This is a genomic window from Sphingobium sp. B11D3B, from assembly GCF_025961735.1.
GTDB lineage: Bacteria > Pseudomonadota > Alphaproteobacteria > Sphingomonadales > Sphingomonadaceae > Sphingobium.
Genome location: NZ_JAOQOF010000001.1, coordinates 3468720 through 3491775 on the forward strand (window position 1 = coordinate 3468720; position 23056 = coordinate 3491775).

General features: G+C 65.3%; 17 protein-coding genes. 6 read left to right on the plus strand and 11 right to left on the minus strand.

Features of this window, described 5'->3' with window-relative positions:
• Window positions 1-16: 16 nt before the first annotated feature.
• Both M2333_RS16065 and M2333_RS16070 read right to left on the minus strand, forming a co-directional pair.
• Window positions 17-2254 carry a TonB-dependent receptor gene (locus M2333_RS16065; protein ID WP_264612417.1) on the minus strand — a complete coding sequence of 746 codons (2238 nt, stop codon included), beginning with the start codon at window positions 2252-2254 and terminating at the stop codon, window positions 17-19.
• A 100-nt stretch (window positions 2255-2354) separates the two neighbouring features.
• Window positions 2355-3257 carry a 3-keto-5-aminohexanoate cleavage protein gene (locus tag M2333_RS16070; RefSeq protein ID WP_264612418.1) on the minus strand — a complete coding sequence of 301 codons (903 nt, stop codon included), beginning with the start codon at window positions 3255-3257 and terminating at the stop codon, window positions 2355-2357.
• Window positions 3258-3473: 216 nt separating this feature from the next.
• On the opposite strand from M2333_RS16070, the gene M2333_RS16075 reads away from it, so the two are divergent.
• Both M2333_RS16075 and M2333_RS16080 read left to right on the plus strand, forming a co-directional pair.
• A complete protein-coding gene (locus tag M2333_RS16075) occupies window positions 3474-4454 on the plus strand; it encodes a MarR family winged helix-turn-helix transcriptional regulator (protein WP_264612419.1) in 981 nt (326 codons plus the stop codon).
• A 307-nt stretch (window positions 4455-4761) separates the two neighbouring features.
• Window positions 4762-7203 (plus strand): TonB-dependent receptor, encoded by a 2442-nt coding sequence (locus M2333_RS16080; protein WP_264612420.1) that lies wholly within the window; start codon window positions 4762-4764, stop codon window positions 7201-7203.
• A gap of 197 nt (window positions 7204-7400) precedes the next feature.
• Here M2333_RS16080 and M2333_RS16085 read toward each other — a convergent pair whose 3' ends face one another.
• From M2333_RS16085 to M2333_RS16115, 7 genes are all read right to left on the minus strand, one after another.
• Window positions 7401-8243 carry a c-type cytochrome domain-containing protein gene (locus M2333_RS16085; protein WP_264612421.1) on the minus strand — a complete coding sequence of 281 codons (843 nt, stop codon included), beginning with the start codon at window positions 8241-8243 and terminating at the stop codon, window positions 7401-7403.
• A 42-nt stretch (window positions 8244-8285) separates the two neighbouring features.
• Entirely contained in the window at window positions 8286-9890 is a 1605-nt protein-coding gene (locus tag M2333_RS16090; protein ID WP_264612422.1) for an ankyrin repeat domain-containing protein, read from the minus strand.
• Entirely contained in the window at window positions 9890-11212 is a 1323-nt protein-coding gene (locus tag M2333_RS16095; RefSeq protein WP_264573640.1) for a DUF1552 domain-containing protein, read from the minus strand. The genes M2333_RS16090 and M2333_RS16095 overlap by 1 nt, the downstream gene beginning before the upstream one ends.
• A gap of 52 nt (window positions 11213-11264) precedes the next feature.
• Window positions 11265-12122 (minus strand): VOC family protein, encoded by an 858-nt coding sequence (locus M2333_RS16100; protein WP_264579779.1) that lies wholly within the window; start codon window positions 12120-12122, stop codon window positions 11265-11267.
• Window positions 12122-14542: a DUF1592 domain-containing protein gene (locus M2333_RS16105; protein ID WP_264612423.1), complete on the minus strand. Its 2421-nt coding sequence runs from the start codon at window positions 14540-14542 to the stop codon at window positions 12122-12124. Before M2333_RS16105 ends, M2333_RS16100 begins: the two co-directional genes overlap by 1 nt.
• A 131-nt stretch (window positions 14543-14673) precedes the next feature.
• On the minus strand, window positions 14674-15888 hold the full coding sequence (locus tag M2333_RS16110) for a spinster family MFS transporter (RefSeq protein ID WP_264612424.1): 1215 nt from the start codon (window positions 15886-15888) through the stop codon (window positions 14674-14676).
• A 230-nt stretch (window positions 15889-16118) separates the two neighbouring features.
• The gene (locus tag M2333_RS16115) at window positions 16119-16928 is read right to left on the minus strand and encodes an IclR family transcriptional regulator (RefSeq protein WP_264612425.1); all 810 of its coding nucleotides are present in this window, start codon (window positions 16926-16928) and stop codon (window positions 16119-16121) included.
• Between the two features lie 288 nt (window positions 16929-17216).
• Between M2333_RS16115 and M2333_RS16120 the strand changes: the two genes are divergently transcribed.
• From M2333_RS16120 to M2333_RS16130, 3 genes are all read left to right on the plus strand, one after another.
• The gene (locus M2333_RS16120) at window positions 17217-18047 is read left to right on the plus strand and encodes a hypothetical protein (RefSeq protein ID WP_264612426.1); all 831 of its coding nucleotides are present in this window, start codon (window positions 17217-17219) and stop codon (window positions 18045-18047) included.
• Between the two features lie 48 nt (window positions 18048-18095).
• Window positions 18096-18749, plus strand: coding sequence for a YceI family protein (locus M2333_RS16125; RefSeq protein ID WP_264612427.1), 654 nt, complete (start codon window positions 18096-18098; stop codon window positions 18747-18749).
• Between the two features lie 119 nt (window positions 18750-18868).
• Window positions 18869-20956, plus strand: a complete 2088-nt coding sequence (locus M2333_RS16130) for an AsmA family protein (protein ID WP_264612428.1) — start codon at window positions 18869-18871, stop codon at window positions 20954-20956.
• Here the strand turns inward: M2333_RS16130 and M2333_RS16135 are convergent.
• Complete coding sequence (locus M2333_RS16135) at window positions 20953-21417, minus strand: hypothetical protein (protein ID WP_264612429.1); 465 nt, start codon at window positions 21415-21417, stop codon at window positions 20953-20955. The genes M2333_RS16130 and M2333_RS16135 overlap by 4 nt on opposite strands.
• A 98-nt stretch (window positions 21418-21515) precedes the next feature.
• Here M2333_RS16135 and M2333_RS16140 point away from each other — a divergent pair, with 98 nt between their 5' ends.
• Complete coding sequence (locus M2333_RS16140) at window positions 21516-22046, plus strand: nuclear transport factor 2 family protein (protein WP_264612430.1); 531 nt, start codon at window positions 21516-21518, stop codon at window positions 22044-22046.
• A 21-nt stretch (window positions 22047-22067) separates the two neighbouring features.
• Here the strand turns inward: M2333_RS16140 and M2333_RS16145 are convergent, their stop codons facing one another.
• Entirely contained in the window at window positions 22068-23054 is a 987-nt protein-coding gene (locus M2333_RS16145; protein ID WP_319801315.1) for an FAD:protein FMN transferase, read from the minus strand.
• Window positions 23055-23056 lie beyond the last annotated feature (2 nt).

Sequence of the window (23056 nt, forward strand, 5' to 3'; positions counted from 1 at the left end):
AGCGATGCGGGTGAAATCAGAAGGTTCCCGACAGTCGCACGCCATAGGTCCGTGGCGGGCGCAGCGACGTCGCGACCACACCAATGGTCGAATAGGCCGGGTTTGGCGCCACATTGTTGACGACGACGTCATCCTCGATGTTGTTGACGAATGCGCTGATGCTCAGGCCCTTGCCCTCGAACGCATAGGTCAGAACTGCATCCGTCCGGGTCGATCCGCCAACGCGCGTTTCCGGCGTGTAGGCCAGATCCAGCTCGCGCGGCCCTTCATAGCGGCTGAAGATGTTCGCGATGATGCGGTCGCCCGATCCGAGCGTGAAGCTTTGTTCCAGCGAGGCAGCGACCACCCACTCCGGCGACTTGAGCGCGCGAAGCCCGCTGCAATCGACCGTGGTGCCGGCGGTGCGGCATTGTGAGGTCGGGCCGGGGGTCGAAACCGAGTTGTAGACGAGCTTTTTCACCCGGGCATCCAGCCATTGGGCCTGCAGCCCAATCCGGGTGGTCGGGGAGACCAGCAGTTCTGCTTCGGCCTCCACGCCCTTGGTGCGAACCTGGCCGATATTCTCCGTCACCAGAACTACGGCCGGGGGAATGAGCTTCACATAGCCGAGCTGCTGATCCTTATAATCCAGCAGGAATGCCTCCACATTGAATTGCAGGCGGTTGTCGAGGAAGCGGTTCTTCGTGCCGATGGTATAGGCGGTAACCTTTTCCGGCTCGAAGCTGTTGGCGCCCGGTGGGCCGAGGAAGAAGCCGCCCGCTTTGAAACCGGTGCCGACATTGGCGTAGACCAGCGAGCGCGGTCCCGCGTCAAACTCGAGGCCGGCGCGCCAGGTGACGGCTTCGAACGTCAGCGATCGGTCGACGACAAATGCCGGCGCGCCGACCGGAACGAGCGGGATGACGGGGTCCGGCCCGGGGGCATTGCGGATGGTGTACCGCTCGCTGTCGCTGGTCTTGCGTTCCCAGGTGTAGCGCAGGCCCCCGGTCACGCGGAATGCGGGCACGATCGCAAAGGTCAATTGGCCGAAGCCGGCGGCGGTCTTGCCCGATGTGTCGATGATCTGATCGCTGTAGGTGAGGGCGGCCGCGCTTTCCGTGTTCGAGCGGGCGGTGACATGCGTGTCGAGATAGTAGGCCCCGATCAGCCAGCCAAAGCGATTGCCCGATGGCGAGGCGAACCGCGCTTCCATCGAAATCTGCTCGGGCTGCTGCTGCTCGATGATCTGGAAGCCGGTCTGGGCGCTGTTGTAGCTCAGCCTGGATGTCCGATAAGCGGGGATCAGCGTCAGCGTGCCGGCATCGGTCTCGACATTCACATTGGCGAGCAGCCCATAATAGTCGCTGTCGATGAACGAATTGTCGGTCTGCCGCGCGAGGGGGGCAAATGCCGCATCCTGCTGGGAAAGGCTGGTGCGTGGGTCGCCGAAGTAGCAGATGTCGGGCCCGCAGCGCTTGCGCACGGTCGAGCCGCCGCCGCGGCCGCCCTGATGGGTATAATCCCCGACGATGTCGATGGTGACGGCGCTGCTCGGTTGGAGGCGGTAGGAGAGCCGGACGGCCTGACCGCGCTCATCGTCGAGCCCGTCCGAGAAGAAGCCATCGCGTTGCAGGATCTGGAATGCGGCGCGGAAGGCGCTGTTCTCGCCGACCGGGAGGTTGACAGCGCCGGACGCGGCAACCCGCGCATAATTGCCGACTTCAAAATTGAGTTGCGCGCCACGCTCACCGATGCGGGCGTGCTGCGGCAGGATGTTGATGGCGCCGCCCGTCGCGTTGCGGCCATATAATGTGCCCTGCGGGCCTTTCAGCACCTCGACGCGCTCAAGATCATAGAACAGGCCCTGCACCGCCGTGGGACTGGCAAGATACACGCCTGAGAAATTGACGGCGATGGCCGGGTCGGAGAAGGCATTGCCCCCAAAGTTGCTGACGCCCCGGACCGTCAGGACGGTATAGGGTCCGGTTCCTGCCGTGACCTGCAGCGCAGGAGCCACCTGGGTCAGCGCCGCTGCCGTGGTTACGCCTCGCGTCGTCAGATTATCGCCGGAAAGGACGGTGACCGAGACGGCGGCGCGCTGCAAATTCTCTTCCCGCCGCTGCGCCGTGACGACGATATCCTCAAGCCCTGCCGCAGCGTCCTGCCGCGCGGACGACGCAACCACCCGATCGGCAGTGACGGTTTGCGCGTGCGCGAGTGCGGGCATGATGCTCAGGGCTGTGCCCGATAACAGCGCGATTAGCCGGCTCGACATACAATCTCCCTTTGTTTCTGTTTATTCTTGTGACGTAGCGGCTCTGCGGGCCGAAATATGTCCTTCATCTCGGGGACAGGCATCTCAGGGACAGGCCGCCTCAGGTTTTGAGGCCGAACCTTGCCCGGGCTTCCTCAACCGTCGCGGGCTTAGCGCCATAGAGCGCCGCGATCTGCGTCGCGGCGCGCACCATGTCGGTATTGTCCCGCGCGATCGAGCCGTCCGGCATGTACAGGCTGTCTTCCAGGCCGACGCGCACGAGATCGCACCCCATGGCGATGCCCAGGGTGACGAAGCGGAACATGTCCTGCCCGGTGGCGGTGACGCCGACGATGGCCTTGGGGAAAAGCCGCAGGCCCTCATCGATCGAGAAGATCACATTGCGGGCGATGGCCGGCGTTGCCCCGAAGCCACCGCCATGGAGCAGCCACATATTGTCCCGATCACGATCGAAAATGCCCTCATTGGCATAGCGCAGCAGGCGATGGAGGGCGCTGGCTTCCACCACTTCATATTCAAGTGCCGAGCCGCGTTCATAGACCGCCTTGATCGTGCTCTTGAGCAGTTCGGGCGAATTCACATAGGGCGTTTCGCCCGGATAATTGCCGCCCGGATTGTAGAAATCCGCCGAGCCCGCGGCGATGCCGAACAAGTCCTGCGACGGCTCAATGGCGAGGATGCCGAGCCGCTCCTTGTCCGATGGCCAGTGCAACTGCCCGGTTAGCTTGTCTCGGCGAACGCCAATGCCGTTAGTGGTCTGCACAAGGATCGGCGAGCGGGCGCGAATTTCGCGGATTGCCTCGGCATAGATCGCGGGATCACCGCTGTTCATGCCATCGGGGCCGCGTGCGTGGAAATGGACCATCGCCGCGCCCGCCTCATAGCAACGCGCGGCCGCTTCGCCGATCTCGACCGGCTGCTTGGGCACCACCGCTCCATCGCGGTCCTGCTGCATTCCGCCGTTGATCGCGACTGTAATTATGACCTTGTTGTCAGCCAGCATTCCGCTCTTCTCCAGATGATGTCTGGAGCAATATGGAAGCGCCGCCGCGCCGTCTGTCCTTCGGATGAAGGACAGGATCGGGGCAATGAGCCAGGTCCAAGCAGCACGTTTCGCAGCAAGCTGGTGACCAGTTCGCTACCGCAGTGTCCCGCCCTGATCTCCCCGCGCTCGCGATTTCCGGTTGGCTTTGGCGCGTTTCATTGCATAACGCGCATCATGTCGCGAGAACCGGAATTATCCGCTGGCAAGGCGCCCGAGCGCACGCCTTTTGGCAGGCTGATCAACAGTCTTCTGGCGACCGCGCAGATGTCCAGCGCGCGGCAGATCGATGCCGAGCTGGATCTGGCCAATCTCGATCGGCGGCTGCTGTCGTTGATCGGCCGGCGGGGCAAGGTGACCTTCACGCAGATCGCGCGGCTCTCGGGCATTCAGCGTGCGCAGATCAGTCGGTCGCTGGCGCACCTGACCGCCAAGGGCCTCGTGCACCGTCCCGACGTGCGCTCCAAGGCTGAGTTCACCGAAAAGGGCCGGGCGGTCTACGAGGAGATCCTCGCGGTCGCCATTGCTCGCAATGTGGAGGTCTGCGGCGGGCTCGACGCGCCGACCCGGGACTTTTTCATCCGTGCGACCCGCTTCATGATCGACGAGGCGGCGGCGATGCTCGACGCTGAGATCCAGCTGTCTGGCGGGACGCAGGAGCCGGGGGCCGAGCGCAAGGCGGAGCGGCGCCCCAATGAGCGGAACGAGCCGGGGATTGCCGATGCGCGCGTCCATGTGATGGTTCTGCCGCCGTTGACGACGCTGGCCTCCTATCTCAACCGCACCGCCACCCTGCTGGCCAAGCGGGTCGGGGCGATTTCGTCTTTCGAGGCGGATATGCTGGTGCTGATCGGCAAAAACGAGCCGATGACCCAGCTCAGCCTGACGCGCACGACCGGCGCCAGCAAGAGCCAGATCGTGCGCGCGTTGACGCGCATCGAAAGCATTGGGCTGGTCAACCGCACGAAAGTGTCGGGCCGCCGCGATATCCTGCTCGATCTTTCGGCAGAGGGGCGCGGCTTGTGGCGCCTGCTGACCACTGCGGAGGCCGATCGCGATGCGCGGTTGCTGGGGGTTCTGGAGCCGGGAGAAGAGGCCCGTTATCGCGCCGTTCTCACCTTGCTGATGGAAAATGCCCGCGCGATGGCGCGCGGCTGATCGATCGATCAACCGGTCCCCGGCGATCGTTCGGCGGTATTCAAATCAACAACAGCATTTAGGCAGAAACGCGTCGCGCAGATGTGCGCGACGTGCTGATTCTCGCTGGAATGCCGCTGATTTCCGGGGAACTGTTCTGGCTGTTCGGGACCTCGTCAAGCTATCTGCCTGAACGGATGATCCATTTCGTTATCAAAATCAACAAAACTCTTGTGCATCGATAATTGGCCTGCAATACCCCTCCCTGCTTCGGTCACCGGCAAGGTGCGGGGCCGGAAGCCAGAGGTTTCCATCTAGGGGAGGTTACATGCAGATCGTTCGACGGGCGCCCTTGCGGCGCAATGGATTGCTATTGGCTGGCGCCGCGTTGATGGGGGCGGGCGGCGTCTCTCCGGTTTCCGCGCAAGACGTTGATAATGACGATGAGGACAAGACCTCCGTCATCCATGACATCGTTGTCACGGCCGAGCGGCGCGCGATGAACCTGCAGGATACCCCGCTCTCGATCGTCGCCGTAAACGAAGAAATGGTGGAAGCCCGCGGCATTGAGGATCTGGAGGATCTGGCCAACCAGACACCCAATCTCAGCATCGCGCCGCAGCGCGGCGGCAGCACATCCACCCCCTCCTTCACGATCCGCGGCATCGGCGGCGGCGGTGGCGCACTCGGCGAGCGCGGTGTGGGCCTGTATATCGACGGTATCTACATGCCGCGCACCGCCGGCTCGGTTCTCAAAGTGATCGATATCGACCGGATCGAGGTGCTGCGCGGCCCGCAGGGCACGCTGTTCGGCCGCAACTCCACGGGCGGTGCGGTGCGCTACTTCACCAAGCAGCCGCGCCTCGGCGAGACGGAAGGCTATGCGCAGGTGACGGCCGGCAACTATGACCGGGCGGATATCGTCGGCGCGATCAATATCCCCATCGGCGATACGCTGGCAGTGCGCGCGCAGGGCGCCTATCTGCATCAGGGCGGATGGGTGCAGCGCGGTACCGAGAAGAACGGCGCGTCCACGGACTATGTCGGGCGCGTGCAGGCGCGCTTCGAGCCGAACGACCGCTTTGAGGCCACATTGGGCTTCCTTTACACCGATGCCCGCTCGAACGGGTCGCCGATCGTCACCGAAGAACTCGATCTGCGACCGGGTATCGAGGGTTATATCCAAGGCAATTACGGTGATTGGCTCAACGATGAGTTCAAGGCCGTCGGCCAGGCGCCGATTGCCGCATATAATGATCCGCGCGTGGTCACCGGCGACAAATATCGCCAGCACGACATCTGCCTGCTGGACGATTTCAATCCCGACTTCGGCAAGGAATGTGAGCAGAGGAACACCTCGGTCTACTGGCAAGCCGATCTGCGCATGTCCTACGAGTTCTCCGATGATGTCACCTTGTCCTCGACCTCCGGCTTTTCGAAGCTCGATTTCAACGGGGTGATCGATTACCAGCAACTGGGCACGGAAAACCGCAAGCTCGATACCGGGTCGAAGGTCTTCTACCAGGAACTGCAGCTCAACGCAGCGCCGTTCGGCGGCGCGCTCGATTTCGTCGGCGGTCTGAATTATTTCCATGAGAAGTCGGATGAACAAGGTCTGATAATCACGCGCAAGGGTACCAGCGTCTATCCAAACAGGCCTGAAGGCAACGCCGATGGCGGACTGTTCCGTCGAGAAGATACAAGCACTACTCAGGTCGCCAACTCTTTTGGCGCATTCGTGAGCGCGACATGGCACGTCACCGACCGCCTCAATTTTACAGGCGGCCTGCGCTATGCGCATGACCGCAAACATATCGAGTCAACCGAATATGCCTCGTCGGATTTCAAGCCGGTCGCGGGTACCACATCGACCTCCGTCGACAGTTCGCGATCCTGGCAGCAGGTCGATTATCGCGCGACCCTCGACTACAAGATCACGCCGGATATTCTCGCATATGCGACGATTTCCAAGGCGTACAAAGCGGGCCTCTACAGCTTTTCGATCATAGATAATGTTGAGGGGGCCAAGCAAAGCGGCGACGCCATTCCAACCGTGCCGCCCGAAACGGTACGCAACTACGAGATCGGCCTGCGTATGGCGCTCTTCGACAGGGCGTTCATCGTCAATCCCACCGTGTTCTACATGCAGTGGGGCAACCGGCAGTCGGCGCGCCGTGTCGTCTGCGTAACGGGGCCGGCCTGCCCGCTGGGGTTCAATCTTCAGGTCGTCGATGCCGGTGACATCGACGTTTACGGGCTTGAACTGGATAGCCGCCTGCGCGTCTCGCGCAACTTCTCGCTCGATGCCAGCGGTTCGCTGACCGGCGTCAAGCTCGATCCGGTGCGCAATGGCGGGCCCTTCCTCTTCCCGGATATCCCCCGCAAGCAATTGAGCCTGGGCGGGACGCTCAATGTGCCGGCCCAATTTGGCGAGTTCACGGTCAACATGAACTGGAGCTACACCGACGACCAGGCCACGCTGAACCTCGCAAATCCGGATTCCGCATACCAGCTCCCGGCCTACAGTCTCGTCAACGCCCGCATTCGCTTCATGCCCAAGAATGTGCCGGTGGTGATTTCGGTCTTCGCAAACAATCTGTTCGACAAGACCTATGCGACCGGTGCCACCCGTTTTGGTGGCGCCTATTTCGATAGCTTTTCAGTCAGAGCGGGCGATCCCAACGACCCGGCACTCCCGCCCCGTAACATGCTCTCGGTGGTGCGCGGAAAGCCACGCATGATCGGCGCGTCGATCCGTTACGACTTCTGACGGGGGCGGGTGCCCCGGCACCCGCTAACAACATTGCGGCGGGCGGATCGGGTAATCGATCCGCCCGTTTTTTATGAGAGCTGGGCTTGGAACGGCTGGGCGGCGGGGGCGTGGATCGGCAGGGTCCGTCATCGGCCAGCGGGATCGTTGTGAGATTTTGAAGACAAGCCCGGCGGGTCTCGTCTGGCCGCTTGCTGTTAAAGGCCGAGCACCTTGGCGATCTTGGCGCGGATGTCCTCGGGCGCATTCAGCTTGCCCACCGTGCCTTCCGGCAAGGCGCCGGCCTCGATCCACCAGCCGATGACCGCAACTTCATCCGGGGTGAGCGGCGTGCGGCCGTTTTTGGGCATGAAGTCCTTATGGTCGGCAGGCAGGGTGATGCGGCGATACAGGTCGCTGCGCTGCTTCTCGCCCGGATCGATCACCGCGCCGCTCTCGCCGCCTTCCATCAGGCTCTTGTAGGTTGCCATGGAGAGGGCGCCGCGGCGCTTATCGTCATTGTGGCAGGAGGCGCAGCGCGTCAGCAGGGTGGGCTGGACCACATCGAGGAAGATGTCCGCATCGGCAACATTGGTCACCGGAGGCCGGCCACCGGGGCCGGAGCGTAGCGGGCCGGGCGCGAATTCGGTGAGGTAGGTCGGGCCGTGCGTCAGATTGCCGCCGAAATGGCCGGTGGCCACGAGCAACCCTCCGGTGATCAGGCAGGCGAGCGGCCAGCCTCGGTCATAGATTTTCGGGAATTCGCGCTGCCAGGCCCAGACCAGCAGCGCGCTGGCTGCCAGTAGCACGCCGCTCCAGCGGTGCCAGTTGACCGCCTCGCCGGTGAAGCCGGGCTCGCTCGCGTGCATATAGCCCAATGTCACGGTCAGAAAGGCGCAGAGCGCGCCGATCAGCCATGTCGCCGGGACGGCAGGACGCAGGGCGGCGAAGCGCGGCCAGCGCGTCGCGATCTCCAGTCCGATCGCCAGCATCAGAATGCCGATCGGCAGGTGCAGCACGAGAACGTGGAAGCGACCGAGGAAGAAGATGAAGTCCTGCACGAAAATCCCCCGAATGATGCGGTCCGCTGTGTCCGGACGATGTCAGTTGATGCCGCAGGATTGCCCGGTACGCGCGCAGACCTGCTCGATCAGCTTCATGGACTCCGGCTTCGGTTCTGCGGCGGTCGTCGCCAGGAATACGCCCTTCGCCCAGGTGTAGGGCGTGCGGCCCTCGGCATCCCGAATGTCGAAGCGCGCGCCCTTGCTCGCCAGATAGGCCAGGATCTTGTTCGATCCGCGATTGGCAGCCCCATGAACGGCGGCCAGCCCCATGGCATTCGTCGCGTTCAGATCCTGCCCGAACCGCTCGTGGCAGAGCCGCACGGCTTCGAGCAGCTTGTCCTCGCCCTCATCGAAGGTCTGGAAGAACACCCAGTTGATGCCGGCAGCGGCCATGAGCGGCGTCGTGCCGTTGTTCGTCGTGATATTGGGGTCGGCGCCCTTGCTGGCGAGCAGCTTCATGGCGTCCACATCGCCGGAGAGGGCGGCGCGCAGAAACGCCGTCTGCCCCGTGAAATCGACCCAGGACAGAGAGCCAGCCGTCAGCAGCCAGAAGCGGGTCGGCGGATAGCGCATCACCCGCGCATTGGGGTTGGCGCCCTTGTTGAGCAGCGCGCCGATGAACTTGAGCGCACGGGGACGATCCACGCCCTTCTGTTTGGCGGTGTCGGTATCCAGCTCCATGTTGCGCACGTCGACGGCGGCCCAGAGCGGCGTGCGGCCGTACCAATCGGCGGCGTTGGGATTGGCGCCCTTGTCCAGCAGATATTGGGCGACCGGCACATTGTCATTGAGCACCGCCACGAGCAGCGGGCGCGCATCATTGGCCTCGGGCTGCTCGATCTTCGCGCCGGCCTCGACCAGCGCCTTGGCCATCTCGACCGTGCCCTCGCGCGCGGCGAGGTGGAGCGGGGTGATCTTGCCGGGCCACTCGGCGCGCGAACCCTCGGGCGGCACGCCGCCGCGCACGATGCCATCGCCATGCGAGCCGCCGCCTTCGCCGGGCGCGCGGAACTCGGGCTTCCTGCCCAGCTTCGTGGCGGCGTTGACGTTGGCGCCGGCCTCGATGAGCGCCTGCACCGCCTCCACGCTGTCGCCGCGCACCGCGAGCATCAGCGGGGTCTGGCCATAGGCCTTGTCGGTGAAATTGGGGTTGGCGCCGGCCGCAAGCAGCGCCTTGACGTTGGCGCCGTCCCCTTCGCCCGCGGCGATCATGAGCGCGGTCTGGCCGGTGTGGGAGAGGGTATCCACAGGCGCGCCGGCCTTGAGCAGGCGGCGCAGCACAGCGGACGCGCCAAATTCGGCGGCCACATGCAAGGGCGTGAGGCCATATTCGTTGGCGAGCCCCGCGTTGGCGCCAAGATCGAGCAAGCGGTCGACATCGTCCGCCAGATTGCGCCGTGCCAGCCAGTGCAGCGCGGGCGTGCCGTCGGGCGAGCGGGCATCGAGATTGGCGCCGCTGTCGACCAGCTCGTACATGCGCTTGAGCTGATTGTCGCGCGCCGCCGAGGCCATCTGCACGCCTAGCTCCTGCGCCTTGGCCGGCGGCAGCACCGGGCGCTGCGGACGCAGCAGCAGGAAGGCGATAAGGGCGAGCGCCAGGAGCGCCAGGCCTGCCAGCGCGATGCGTTTGCTTGTGGCCGGCATCAGATGTCGATCGTGCCGTCGCTGTCGCCGAAGCTTTCCACCGGTGCGCCCGCCTTTTGCAGGATGGAGAGCAGCAGGTTGGAGAGCGGACGATCCTTGCCGACGCCGCCGCTGATGTGGCGCTTGCCGGCGACCTTGCCCGAGCCGCCGCCCGCGAGGACGATCGGCAGGGGGCCGTGATTATGAACGTTGGAATCGCTCATTCCGCTGCCCCACATCAGGATGCTGTTGTCGAGCAGCGAGCCATTGCCATCGGGCGTGCTGGCCATTTTGTCGAGCAGATAGCCGAACATGGAGACGTGATAGGCATTGAGTTGCGCCAGCCTGTCCTTGTTGGCCGGCACGTTGCTGTGGTGCGAGAGCGGATGGAAGCTCTCCATCACGCCGCTGCCCGGGTAGATGCGGTTGCTGTTCTCGACGGCCAGCATCAATGTGGAAATGCGGGTCAGCTCGGTCTGCCATGCCAGCACCTGCAGATCGAACATCATCTTGATGTGCGTCTCGAAATCCTCGGGAATGCCGATGGGCTTTTCCGGCACCACGATATCGTGGCTGGTCTGTGCCTGAGTCAGTTCCAGCCGCCGTTCGACCTCGCGCACGTCGGTCAAATACTGGTCGAGCCGGCGACGATCCTCGGCCGGCAGATCGGCCGAGAGCTTGCGCGTCTGGTCGGTCACCGTGTCCAGCATGCTGCGCGATTCACTCCAGATCGCGGCGCGTTCCTCCGGCGTGCCACCGGCGCCGAACAGGCGCTCGAACAGCAGTTGCGGATTGCGCTGGATCGGCAGCGGTGTGTTGGCGTCCTGCCAGCTGATCGTATCGCGATAGGCGCAGCTCCACCCTTCGCCGCAGATCGCCGAGGGCTCCTCGATGCCGAGTTCGAGAGAGGGTAGGGGCGTATCCTGGCCGAGATGCTTGGCGGCGACCTGATCCGCCGTCATGCCGAGCTTGTTCACATTCTTGGTCATCGCCGTGCCGGAGAGGTAGACGGCGGAGGAACTGCTGTGATTGGCCGCAGCCGAGGCATCCTGCGTGTAGGCGAGCGGCAGCGTCAGATCGCTGATGACGTTGATCTTGTCGTGAAAGGCCGCAAGCGGGCGCAGCGTGGGCGACAGCTCGAAGCCGGCGCCCAGCGTCGCCGGGCGGAACCTGTCCATCACCGCGCCATGGGGCACATAGAAGAAGCCGAGCCGCGTCCGCGCCGGTGGCAGCCCGGACGATGCGGCGGGTATCATCGATTCCAGGAAGGGGAGCGCAAGACAGGCGCCGGCCCCGCGAAGCACGGTCCGGCGCGAAAGCGATTTGCGGGTAAGGTAGGTCATCGACGTCTCCAGACCTCAGAGCCAAGCGGAAAGGGCGGGGCGGGCCGGCGCATCAGCCGGCCATCTTCATCGTGAGCGGCAAACCATTGGGATCGAGCAGGCGCAGCGTGCCGGGCGCGGAAGGGAGGATGACTGCCCCCATCTGCGCGAGCGCGGCGGCGACCTTGCCACTGTCGAAGCGGCGGCAACTCACCGTCCAGTCATCCACGGCCGGCTTTTCCCGGCCCACCGTCTGGCGGATGGCGATGGGGGTGTTCGCGGCGGCGAACCAGCGCTGGCCCGGCACCGGCGCGCGCATCTCCTTGAAGAAGAGCGACATGAACTTGCTCGTCGCAGCCAGATCGCTGACGCGCAGCAGGATGCTTTCCATCTTGAGCGGGGTGACGAGGGGCGCGCCCTCCACGATGTTTCCGGCCGGCACCGTCGTGCTGGCGAGGCCGGCCGGTTCTTCCAGCAATTGCAGGCCAATGTGATCGGGATCGTAGACGATGCCGCGCATCGCCGGGGCCAGCCCTTCACGCTCGAGGCGCGCATCCATCGCCTTGCGGTCGTATTTCTCGAGCAACACGCAATAATGGTCGATCGCCGGATCGGGCGCGGTGGCGCGCGATCCCAGAGCGATATAGCCCTTGCCCAGCACGACATAATAACGCAGCGGCGGATCGGCCTCCTTGTGGACCGCCGGATTGAACAAGCGGCCATAGAATTGCGCGGCCTTCGTCACGTCCGGCACCAGCATGCCGATATGTTCCAGACCCGTGGTGCGCAGCGGTAGTTCGTCACCGCGCAGGGCTTCCGCGGCCATCGCCACACCCGACGAGAGCGCCAGCGAAAGCAGCGAGCCGGCGGCGATCACGCTGCGCCGGTCGAATATGCCCGCGCCATCGCCCGAAAAGTCATCGCCGTTCATCACTTCTTTCTCCCAATCATGGCGGGCGGCTGCCGGCTGGTGTTCCAGGTCAACTGGCTGGGCGACACGCGCAGCCGATCTTTCTGGCTGCCCGCCGGCATCCGGAACTGCCGGCTGGTGACGACGCCGCGCAGGATCGTCTGGAAGCGATCGCCATTGCCGGCGCTGGTCCGAGCGATCCGGCGTACTTCCGGCATGTCGGCAAAGGTAAGTTCGCGGCCGATGGCGAAGGTCATCAGTTTCTCGATGAAGGTGTGGGTGAAGGCGTCCGAGCGGGCGAGGATGGCGTTGCGCAGATCGCGCGGGCCATTGATCTTGGTGCCGTCGGACATCACGCCGGAGGCATCGACCGGGAAGGCGCCGTCCCGCGTCCGCCACTGGCCGACCAGATCGTAATTCTCCAACGCCAGGCCGATGGGGTCCATCATATTATGGCAGGAGGCGCACACCTTGTTCTCGCGATGCACGGCAAGGCGCTGGCGCAGGCTCGTGGCCTCGGCATTCGCGTCGAGATTGGTCTCCACGCCCGGCGGCGGCGGCGGCGGCTTCACGCCGAGGATGTTCTCCAGCACCCACGCACCGCGAATGACCGGCGAGGTTCTGTTGGCGACGGAGGTGACGGTGAGGATCGCGCCCTGCCCGAGCAGGCCACGGCGCACGCTGTCCTTGGGCAGACTAACCTTGCGGAAATAGTCGCCGCGCACGCCGCTGATGCCATAATGCTGGGCCAGCCGCTCGTTGACGAACGTGTAGTCGGCATCGAGCAGATCGCGGATCGGGCGGTTCTGCAGCATCACATAGCGAACGAGGCCCTTGGTCTCATTCTCGAAGGCGACGCGCAGATTGTCGTCAAACGCCGGGCTCTCGCGCTGGACTGAGCGCAATTCGCGCAGATGCAGCCACTGGGTCGCGAAATTGTCGACCAGCGCTTCCGCCCTTGGGTCGGCAAGCATGCGGTTGACCTGCTGGTCCAGCACGGCGGGGTCGCTGAGCTTGTTCTGCGCCGCCAGATCGAGCAATTGCTGGTCGGGGATGCTGCTCCACAGGAAGAAGGAGAGGCGCGAGGCAAGGTCGAGATCGCTGATCGCGAACCTGTCCTGCGCGGCCGGCTGCTCGAACCGGTAAATGAAGCGGGGATCGACGAGAATGTAGGAGAGGCCCGCGCGCACGCCGTCCTCGAACGTGCCTTGCGCCCGGCCCGCATCATACATCTTCATGATCGCGTCCACCTCGCCGCCCATCGGCTTGAGCGGGCGGCGGAAGGCAAGGCTGCCGAGGCGCGTCAGGATCGCGCGGGCGCAGGGCTTTTCCTCCATCCAGCTCTTGGGACGGCAGGAGAAGACCGTGGCGCGCGGGGCGCTGCGGCCCGGCCCCTGTGTCGTGAATGGCCCGTTGACCGCGACGTTGAGGACGAGGCCCTTGGTCAGATAATTGGCATAGATGTCGTTCACACCCGCGCCGGCGACCTCGTCGAGCAGCGCCGCCGTGATCGTGCGCCGCCCGGCGCCCAGCTTCACGCGGACCTTGTCGCCCTTGCCCAGCGCGACCCGGCGGCCATCGATGGTGAGGTTGACGGCCGGCATGGGGGCCGGCGCCCGGCGTCCGGCGATGAACCCGCCGGTGCTGGTGCGCACGCTGATCTCGTAGGTGCCGTCCACAGGGAAGAAATGGTTGACCCGCATCCCGCCCCGCGTGCCGAGCGGCAGTCCTTCCAGATGCTTGGTCTGCACGAGTTTGCCGGGCGCATTGTAAACAGTCCGCGTCAGTTCGAGCGTCGAAGCGCCCGTTGCGATGCTGCTGATCTTGAGCCCGGCATTGAGATAGCCCTGAATGAGCGCCGGGGAGGTGGTCAGCACGCTGGAGATATTGTCGAACCCGCCGGTCGCGGCATCGGGCGGCAGGAAGTCCGCCGGATTTATCTCCAGCCCGATGAGATCGCGCACGGCATTGGCATATTCGGTTCTGTTCAGGCGCCGCAGGTTCGCCGAGGGGAGTGGCGCGGGCGTGGAATCGAGCCGATCGGTCAATTCGCCCAGAAAGGAGGCCAGTTCGCCCGCCTCAGGCCGAGGGCTGTTGAGCGGCGGCATGGCGCCCGCGCTCACCTTGCGCACCACCTTCTCCCAAATGGCCGCATTCTTGCCGTTATGGTCGAAGTCCATCCCCTCGAAGGAGAGGCCGGCGACCCGCTCCTCCGAATCATGGCAGGACATGCAGTATTTGCCGATCATCGGGTGCGGCGCATTCTCCGCCACGGCAGTCGGCTCGTCGCCCTGCACAGGAAAGGCAGCGCCGAGCGCGGCCAGATAGACTGCGCCCGCCGCAAGAATCATAGCAGCGCCCTGGCGTGATCCGCCGAACCGGGCTGCCTCTCCTGCCATCGCGCTCATTCTCTTGCGCGCCGTTTCAGAAATCCCCTTCATGAGTCTCGGTATACAAAATCAATTTTCTTTTGTCACGCGATGAAGGCAGGATTTCTAATATATGGAAGGAGGGCATGGCGGCGTTGAGCAGCGAACACGATTTCCGAAATCAACTCGTCGCGCGGTGCTGCTCAACCCTCCTCATTCGCGGTGCGCACGTAGAGGCGCGAGGCTTGCCAGAAGCAGGCGCCGGCACAGAGCGGCGTGATCGCGATGAGCAGCAGGGAATAGCGGATGGCGGACTGGCCGAAGTCCGCCGCCAGCACATCGTTGAGAATGCCGACCGCCGTCGGGCCAATGATGTTGCCGACGAGGCCGCCGCCCAGCAGCAGCATCGCGATGGCCAGCGCGCGCTGGTCGGGCGCTACCACATTGACGACGGCGGCGTAGATCGGCCCCTGATGCAGCAGGGTGAAGAAGCTGGCGCCGGCAAAGCCCAGCACCCAGATCGCGGTCTCCTCGCCGAGCAGAAACAGCAGTTCCGCGGGGCCGATCGCCAGGCAGGCGAGCGCCGGAATGCCGACCCGCCAGCGCAACTGGCTCTTACGCAGCCTATCGACCAGCAGGCCGCCCAGGAGAATGCCCGCCGCGCCGAGAAAACCGCGTGAGGGGCCGATGATCGTCGCCGCTTCCGCCATGGTCAGGCCGTGGACGCGCTGGAAGAAGGTCGGCGTCCAGGAGCCGGTCGCCCAGATGTTGGACCCCATGAACGTCATGCCGAGCAGCATCCAAGCATAGCAGCGGTTGGCCAGCAGAGCGCGCACGTCGGTTCTGATTGCGGCAATCGGCGAGCGGTTGTGCGCCGGCCGAGCAGCAGTGCGGGCCGGCTCGCGGACTGTCAGACGAAAGACTAACGCTGCCACGACGCCGGGCACGCCGGCCGCGATGAACATGGCACGCCAGCCATAGGTTTCCGCAATCCAGCCGGCGACCGGGAACAGCACGATGTGCGAGATGGTCGCGGCGATCCCGTAGATCGCCAAGGCCAGCGGGCGTCTGGTGGGGTGAAACAGGTCGGCGATCATCGAATTGGCCGGCGCCGTGCTGCTGGCCTCGCCTGCGCCGAGGCAGAAGCGCGCGAAAGCGAGCTGCCAAATGTTGGTAACCCAGCCGGTTGCGAGCGTGACGGCGCTCCAGAAGGCGAGTCCGATGGAGATGATCGTACGGCGATTGAATCGGTCGGCCGCCCACGCGATGGGCAGGCCCATCAGCGAATAGATCACGATGAAAGCAACGCCCGAAACCAGCCCGAGCGCGGTGTCGGAAACGCCCATCTCCGCCTTGATCGCCGGCAAGGCGAGGCCGAGCAGGGACCGGTCCAGATAGTTGAAGATGGAGACGACCATCAGCATTGCGAATGGCCAGGTTGATTGCCAGGGCCAGGGCGCCCGCTGTTCCTTGGGCAGAGAGGATGGAGCGGCCGCGCTCTCCCGGCCCAGGGGCAGCGGCTCAGTAATCGGCCGCATGGCGCTTGCCCCGTAATCCGCCAATATGTGTCACCCCGCCTCTCCCCCTTGCGCGTTGTGTGCAGCTTTGCCTGCTAGACAGGGGTGGGGGCGCCACAGCGTCAATCCTCTCAATGGACATCGGGTCGCAATTCCGGAATATGGAAGGAATGGGCGCGCCCCGTGCTGTCGGCGGTGCGGCCTGCGAAGCTGTTTGCAGCCCTCATTACGTCGCGGACGAGATCGGCATCGCGCGCCGCGTGGAAGCGGGGTAGGGGCATCACGACGCCGAGCGAGCCGATCAGCCGTCCCGCGCCATCGAAAACCGGCGCCGCGACCCCGGCGAGGCCAAGTTCCTCATCCAGATTGCGTGCGACGCCCTCGTCGCGGATGCACCGCATCTGCTCGAGGAATTGGGCGCGCTTTGCCGGCGGTCTGCCCGCGATGGGGCTGCGGGTGATGGACCGGAAGATGGCCTCGCTCTCGCCCGGCGGCAGGCTGGCGAGAATGGCTTGGCCGAGCGATCCCCAAGGTAATTCGATCTCGATGCCCTCTTCCAGCGCCGGGCAATGGTCGCAGGCGGCATTGGCCACAGCGGCGACCACGGCGCGGCGCCGAACCGGGGCATAGAGGCATAGCACGGCCGTCTCCGACCATTTGCGCACCAGCCCGGCAAGCAGCGGCCGCGCGCTGCGCACCGGATCGAATTGTGCCATCAGCTGAGAGGCCAGCCGCGTGAGTTCGCGGCCGGTGCGGTAGGTCTGGCCATCGCCGCGCTCGACGATGCCTTCGGTGAGCAGGGGGCGCAGCAGGCGGTGGACGGAACTGAGCGGCAGGCCCGACCGCTCCGCAAGCTCGCCGAGCGTGAACTGCTCGCTGCCCTCGATCACCAGCCTGAGGAGATAGATGACTCGCTCTGCCGAGCCGCGCGGGCTGGTCATTCCGCGTGCATCCAGGCGGCGCGCTCGGTTGGCGCGTGCGCCCCGTATCGCGTCCCCCATGGACATGAAAATGCCGCGCCGATCCGTCCCCGGCTTTGCGTGCCGCCCATCATTCCCCTCCATTGCGCGTGCTATTCGGATAGCACTGTCAATCAGCATCTGTCAGTTTTCCGATTGACGGAAAAACGCAGTGCAACGTCATGATCCAGATACAAATCTGTTCGCAAATCCGTCAATGGAGTTCACAAAGTCAATTGAAAAGTCTCGGGGCAGACGGGGAGGGATCACATGCAATCGGGAGCAGCGGAGGATATTGTCGGCGGAATCGGGCGGCGCGCGTTCATCGCCTCACTCGGCGGCGCGGCCGCTGTCGCGGCGATGAGCGCGGAGGCCAAGGCCGATGCGCTGGAACATGCGCTGGCGGATAATCTTGGCCCTGCCGATCGCTCCTTCCCCACCGTCGCGCAGGTCGATGCGCAGATCCCCACGCGCCACTACCGGCGGGGTGTCGGCAATGTCTTCATCGCCGAGCAGGGGACGGTCGACGTGCTGGCGCCTATGCCGGAAAAGCCCAAACTCGCCGATTTCATCCGCCTGCGCTTTCAGAGCACGTCTAACCACTGCCTGCAGAGCTCCACGCAGGCGCGCAAGCGCAACATGGATGAGGATATCGTCTTCGCCTGCCTCGTCCATGATCTGTCGATGGCGATGATGCGCGCGAATCATGGCTTCTGGAGCGCCCAGCTCTTCGAGCCCTATGTCTCGGAGAAAGTCGCCTTCGCCATCCGGCACCATGCCGCGCTGCGCTTCTTCCCGGACGCGGAGACGGGCTACACCTATCCCGACATCTACCGTGAGATGTTCGGCGAGGATTATGTCCCGCCGCCGCATGTGCAGCGGGAGTTCGCGATGGTCCGCAAGCACCGCTGGTACATGGCGGCCCGCCTCGTGACCGTGAACGATCTCTACGCCTTCGATCCCAATGCGCAGGTCTCTCTGGACCCGTTCGAGGATGTGATCGGCCGCCATTTCCGTCAGCCCGCGGAGGGCCTCGGATTCGATAGCAGCCCGAGCGCCCATATGTGGCGGACCTTGTTCAATCCGGATTCGCCGCTCTGAGCGCCCGATATCCGCACGCCTTTTCTTGACTGGTTGGAGGACCGTGGAATGATGAAAAGAACGAAGATCGCTCTGGCGACCGCATTGGTGGCCCTGCCGGCCATTCTCGTGGTGGCGCCGCTGGCCGCGCAGAATGAGGCGCAACTGCCCGGGCAGAAGGATGTCAGCCGGGTCGCGGCCGGCACCTACAAGGCCGATGCGGGCCATACGCTCGTCGGCTGGCGCGCCAACCGTTTCGGCTTCAACGACTATTTCGGCATTTTCGGGGACATCACCGGCACGCTGGAGATCGATCCGGCCAAGCTCTCAGCCGCGAAGGTGGATGTGTCCATTCCGGTCGCGCGCGTGGTGACGGCCAGTGCCGGCCTCAACGGCCATTTGCTGCGCGCCGGCAAGGATGGCGGCAAGCCCGACTTTTTCGGCCCCGATCCGGCGCCGGCCCGCTTCGTCTCCACCAGCGTTGTCGCGACGAGCGCCACGGCCGCGAAGATCACCGGCGACTTGACGCTCAACGGCTTGACCAAGCCGGTGGTGCTTGAAGCGGAGTTCACCGGGGCCGGCAAGCATCCCTATAACGGCAAGGCGACGCTCGGCTTCGAGGCGACGGCGGCGATCAAGCGGTCGGACTTCGGCATGACCTATGCGATCCCCATCGTCTCCGACGAAGTCAAGCTGACGATCAGCGCGGCCTTCGAGAAGTAAGTCGCGCCAGCGCTCAGCGGCGGTTCAGCTTGCCGGCGCTAGTGCGGCGGCATGAACTCCGGGGATGAGCGTGGGGCGGCGGCAGCGCTGACGATCCGGCGTGCCAGTACAGGCGCGCCGTGACCGTACCCCCGCACCTGCCGCCCTCTGGCGATCCTCACCCTGCCACGCCTCGGGCCGCCCGCCGTCGCCGTCCGCTGCTCTGGACGGCGCTGGCTGTGCCGCTGCTCGGCTGGGCGGGGCTGGCCGCCGGTCTTGGCACCTCGCTGCTGCGCGAACCGATCGAGCGCCGGGCGAGCGCCGCACTGGGCCGTGCCGTCGCGATTGAGGGCGATGTCCGCCTGCTGGTGACGCCTTTCTCCCTGCAACTGGCTGCGGACGATGTGCGCATCGCCAATGCCGCCTGGGCGCAGGCGCCCGATCTGCTCAATGTCCGCGCTCTGACGGCGCGCTTCTCCACATTCGATCTGCTGATCGGGCGCTCTGGCCCGCGTGCGCTCGGCTTGCGCGGCGGCACGCTCGATCTGGAGCGGCAGGCGAGCACCGGCGCGGCCAACTGGAAACTCGCCGGCAAGGACGGTCTGTTTGCCGTCGCTGGCGTGCAGCGGGTGGATGCGGACGATGTCGTGCTGCGTTACCGGGACGAGCGCGACGGAATCGAAAGCTGGCTCAAGCTGGTCGGAAGCGGTCCGGGCGCGGTGCGTTTCACCGGGCGGGCCAGTCTTGCCGGTGATGCCTTCCGCATGAGTGGCTCCAGCAACTCGGCCGAAGGGCAACCATTTCGATTTGCTGTGCGTGCGGGCGCGGAGACACTGGACCTGCGGCTGGAAGGGGAAAGCGACAGCCCGTTCCGGCTGGCCGGGGCGGACCTGCGCGTAGCAGCGCGCGGCCCCGACCTTGCGGCACTGGCGGCACTGGCCCGCATCGATCTCCCAGCCGCGCCCTCCTTTTCGCTGACGGCTCGGCTCGCGCAACGGCGTGGCGGCTGGCATTTCAGCCGCATTGCCGGGCAGCTTGGCGAGACCGATCTCAGCGGCAGCCTGACGCTCGATCAACGCGGCGCCCGTCCGCGCGTCGTCGCGTCTCTGGCGTCCGAGGCCCTGCATCTGGCGGACGGCATGGCTGTGCTGGGGCTGCGCAGTGCGACGTCCCCATCCGATGGCGAAGGCCCTCAACCCGTCGCTTCATTGCTGCCGGATGCCACCCTGTCTCCCGAAGCGTTGCGCAGTTTTGATGCTGTGGTTGACTATAAGGCCGAGCAGATCGAGGGCGTCGGGGACGCGGGCTCCGTGCTCAAGCCCGCGCATCTCGCCATGCGGCTCGCGCTGATCGATGGGCGGTTCATGCTGTCGCCGGCCAGTGTCGATCTGGCGGGCGGCTTCGTCTCATCGGATATCTACATCGATGCGCGGCAAGGCCCGGCGCTTGCCCGCTACGATATCCGCCTCTCGCCGACGCCGATGGGGCCGCTGCTGGCCGGCTGGGGCCTCGCCCCGCGCGAGACGACGGCGCTGGCTCGCGGGCGCATCCAGTTGACCGGGCGCGGCGAGACCCTGCGCGAGACGCTCGGTCATGCCGATGGCCGCATCGCCCTGGTGCTGCCCGCCGGGCGCGTGGGCATGGCACGGGCGAGCGAATCGGAGCTGGATATGACCAATCTGCGTGCTGCGATGTTCGGCACGCGCAGCGGCAACGGCGTGGATTCGACGGGAGGGATATTCTGGCGCCTCGGCCAGCGCCTTGGGATCGGCGGCGATGGCGAGGCTGCGAATAACGCGACCCACCTCAATTGCGGGCTGATCGCCTTTTCGGTGCGCGACGGGCTGGCGACGGCCGACCCGATCCTGATCGATACCGATGGTCATGTCGTCACCGGGCGCGGCGAGTTCGATCTGCGCGGCGAGCGGCTCGATCTGCGCTTGCAGGCGCAGGGCAAGAGCCGCGAATGGTTCGGTCGTCCCTCGCCGATCCTGATCGGCGGCACGCTGGCCGCGCCGACCGTGCTGCGCGAGCCGGTCGATCTGTTCCGGCCCCAGCGCCTGTTCGGCTTGTCCATGATGCTGCCGGATGTGCGGGCTATCTTCGGCTTTGTCGACCCGGACGAAGCGCAGGCGCCGGCTTGCGGGACGCTGCTGCGCGGCGGAGCGACGGCCGACGCGGCGGCGGCTGGACCGGCGCCGAAGCCTGCGGAACTGGCCTTGCGCTAAGCGGGCGGGGCGGCTGCGCCGTGGCGCCGGTCCGCCAGCCAGAGCGACAGGCCGGTCAGGCCGTGCAACAGAACGATCATCGTGAGCAGGAAGAAGGTGGCGCTGACAAAGCGCGGGAGGAGCAAGAACTCGATCGCGCATAAAAGGAACACCGCCATGGTGAGCAGCAGATTGGCGATGGAGGATGCCCCGCGCCGCGTCGATCGCACCACCTCGACCAGCAGGAAGACGATGGTGAGCAGCAACAGCATGTCACCCCAGTTCAGCATCAGCATCACGCCCGAGAGCATGGGCAGCGTGAAAGCCTCGCCCCGCATCACGGCGGCCAGCGCCGGCTCGGTCTGATCCGGCTGCGGCGCGCCGGCGAACAGCGCGACCAGATTGTAGATCAGCACCGGAATGAGCAGCAACGGGAAGCTGTTGAGCAGGTCTACGGCCCGGCGATTGTTGCGGTCGTCCATGCGGTCTCTCCCTCAGGCTCGCCAGCATGAGACTTTTGCGGCACAAAGGCCAGAGCCGCTGGCACTGATGGACGGGCGGAACCGAGAGGGGAGAGAGCATGAGGATTTTTGCGCGTATTCCGGCCATCGCGGCGCTGTTAATTGCCATGACCATGGTCACCAGCTTGGGGCATGCGCAGGTCGCGGCCTCGGCCGAGGCGCAGCAGGCGATGCTCGCCAGCCCGGACCCAAAGCTCGCCGCCAACAAGAAGCTCGTTTACGACATGTATCGCCATATCGTGCAGGGCGGCCATGCCGATCTGGTCGAGCGCTTCTTCACGCCGGAATATATCCAGCATAATCCCAATGTCGCCTCGGGCCGGGATGCGCTGGCGGTCTTCCTGCGCGGCTCGCGCCCCGCCCGCCCGATTTCGCCGATCATCACGCTGCCGATCATCAGGATCGTGGCGGAGGGCGATTATGTGCTGGTGATGAGCGAGCGCCCGATGAAGGACGAGGCGGGCAAGCCCTATGCCACCAGCTGGTTCGATGTGTACCGGATCGAAAACGGCCTGATCGCCGAACATTGGGACCCGGCTCTCAAAAGTGCGGCGATGCTGAAATTTGACCCGAATGAAATGGGGAAATGAAGGCGAAGTAACTGGCGGGGCTCAATCGCCCAGCATCTCCGCCAGCGCAGGGCTGATCCACTCGCGGGTCGTCGCGCCGTCCTGGGCGAGCATGTGGACGGCCAGCCCCTCGCGGATCGCCAGTGCGGCGCCGGCGTGCAGTCCGAGCACGGTGAGCGCGCTGGCCCAGGCGTCGGCATCCATGGCGCGGGCGTGGAGGACGCTGACCGAGGCAAGGCCGTTCTCCACCTGCCGCCCGGTGCGCGGATCGAGCGTGTGGGCGCCGCGCACATAATTGCCGGATGTCGCCACGGCCAGTTGATGCAGGGCGATGCGGATCGGGCGGGCGCGCATGGACGGCGGAATTTCAAGGTCGACCCACCACGGGTCGCCATCCGGACGCATCCCGCGACCCACCAGTTCGCCGCCCACTTCAACGAGGCAATGCACCACGCCATGACCGGCCAGCAGGTCGGCCACCGCATCGACGGCATAGCCCTTGGCGATTCCGGAGAGGTCCAGCCACAGGCTGCCCGGCTGGCGCAGCCGCCGCGTCCCCGCCTCGAAAGCGAGGTGTCGCCAGCCCGATTGCGTCAGCGCCTGCGCAATCGCCTCGTCGGTCGGGTCGCTTTGCGCGGGGTTGGGACCAAGCCCGTAGAGGTCCGTCAATCGCCCGATGGCCGGATCGAACGCGCCGTCGGTGCGCTCGGCAAGAGCGAGGCCGGTCTCCATCACGGCGGCAAAGTCGGCGGACAAGGTGGTCCACTGCCCACCCGGCGCCGCGCCGAAGCGGCTGAGGGCGGAATCCGGCGCCCAATGGCTCATATCCGCCACGATGGCATCGAGCCGTGCCTGCACATCCTGCTTGAGCCCTTCGGCATCACCGTCCGGCGGGGCGCAGAAGCGGACCCGCCAGATGGTGCCCATGGTTTCACCGCCAATCTCCCGCACCGGCGCGCCCGGATCGATCCCGGCGAGGGCGCCGGACTGGATCGGGGGCACGACGATGCGCGGGACGGCGCCGAGCATGG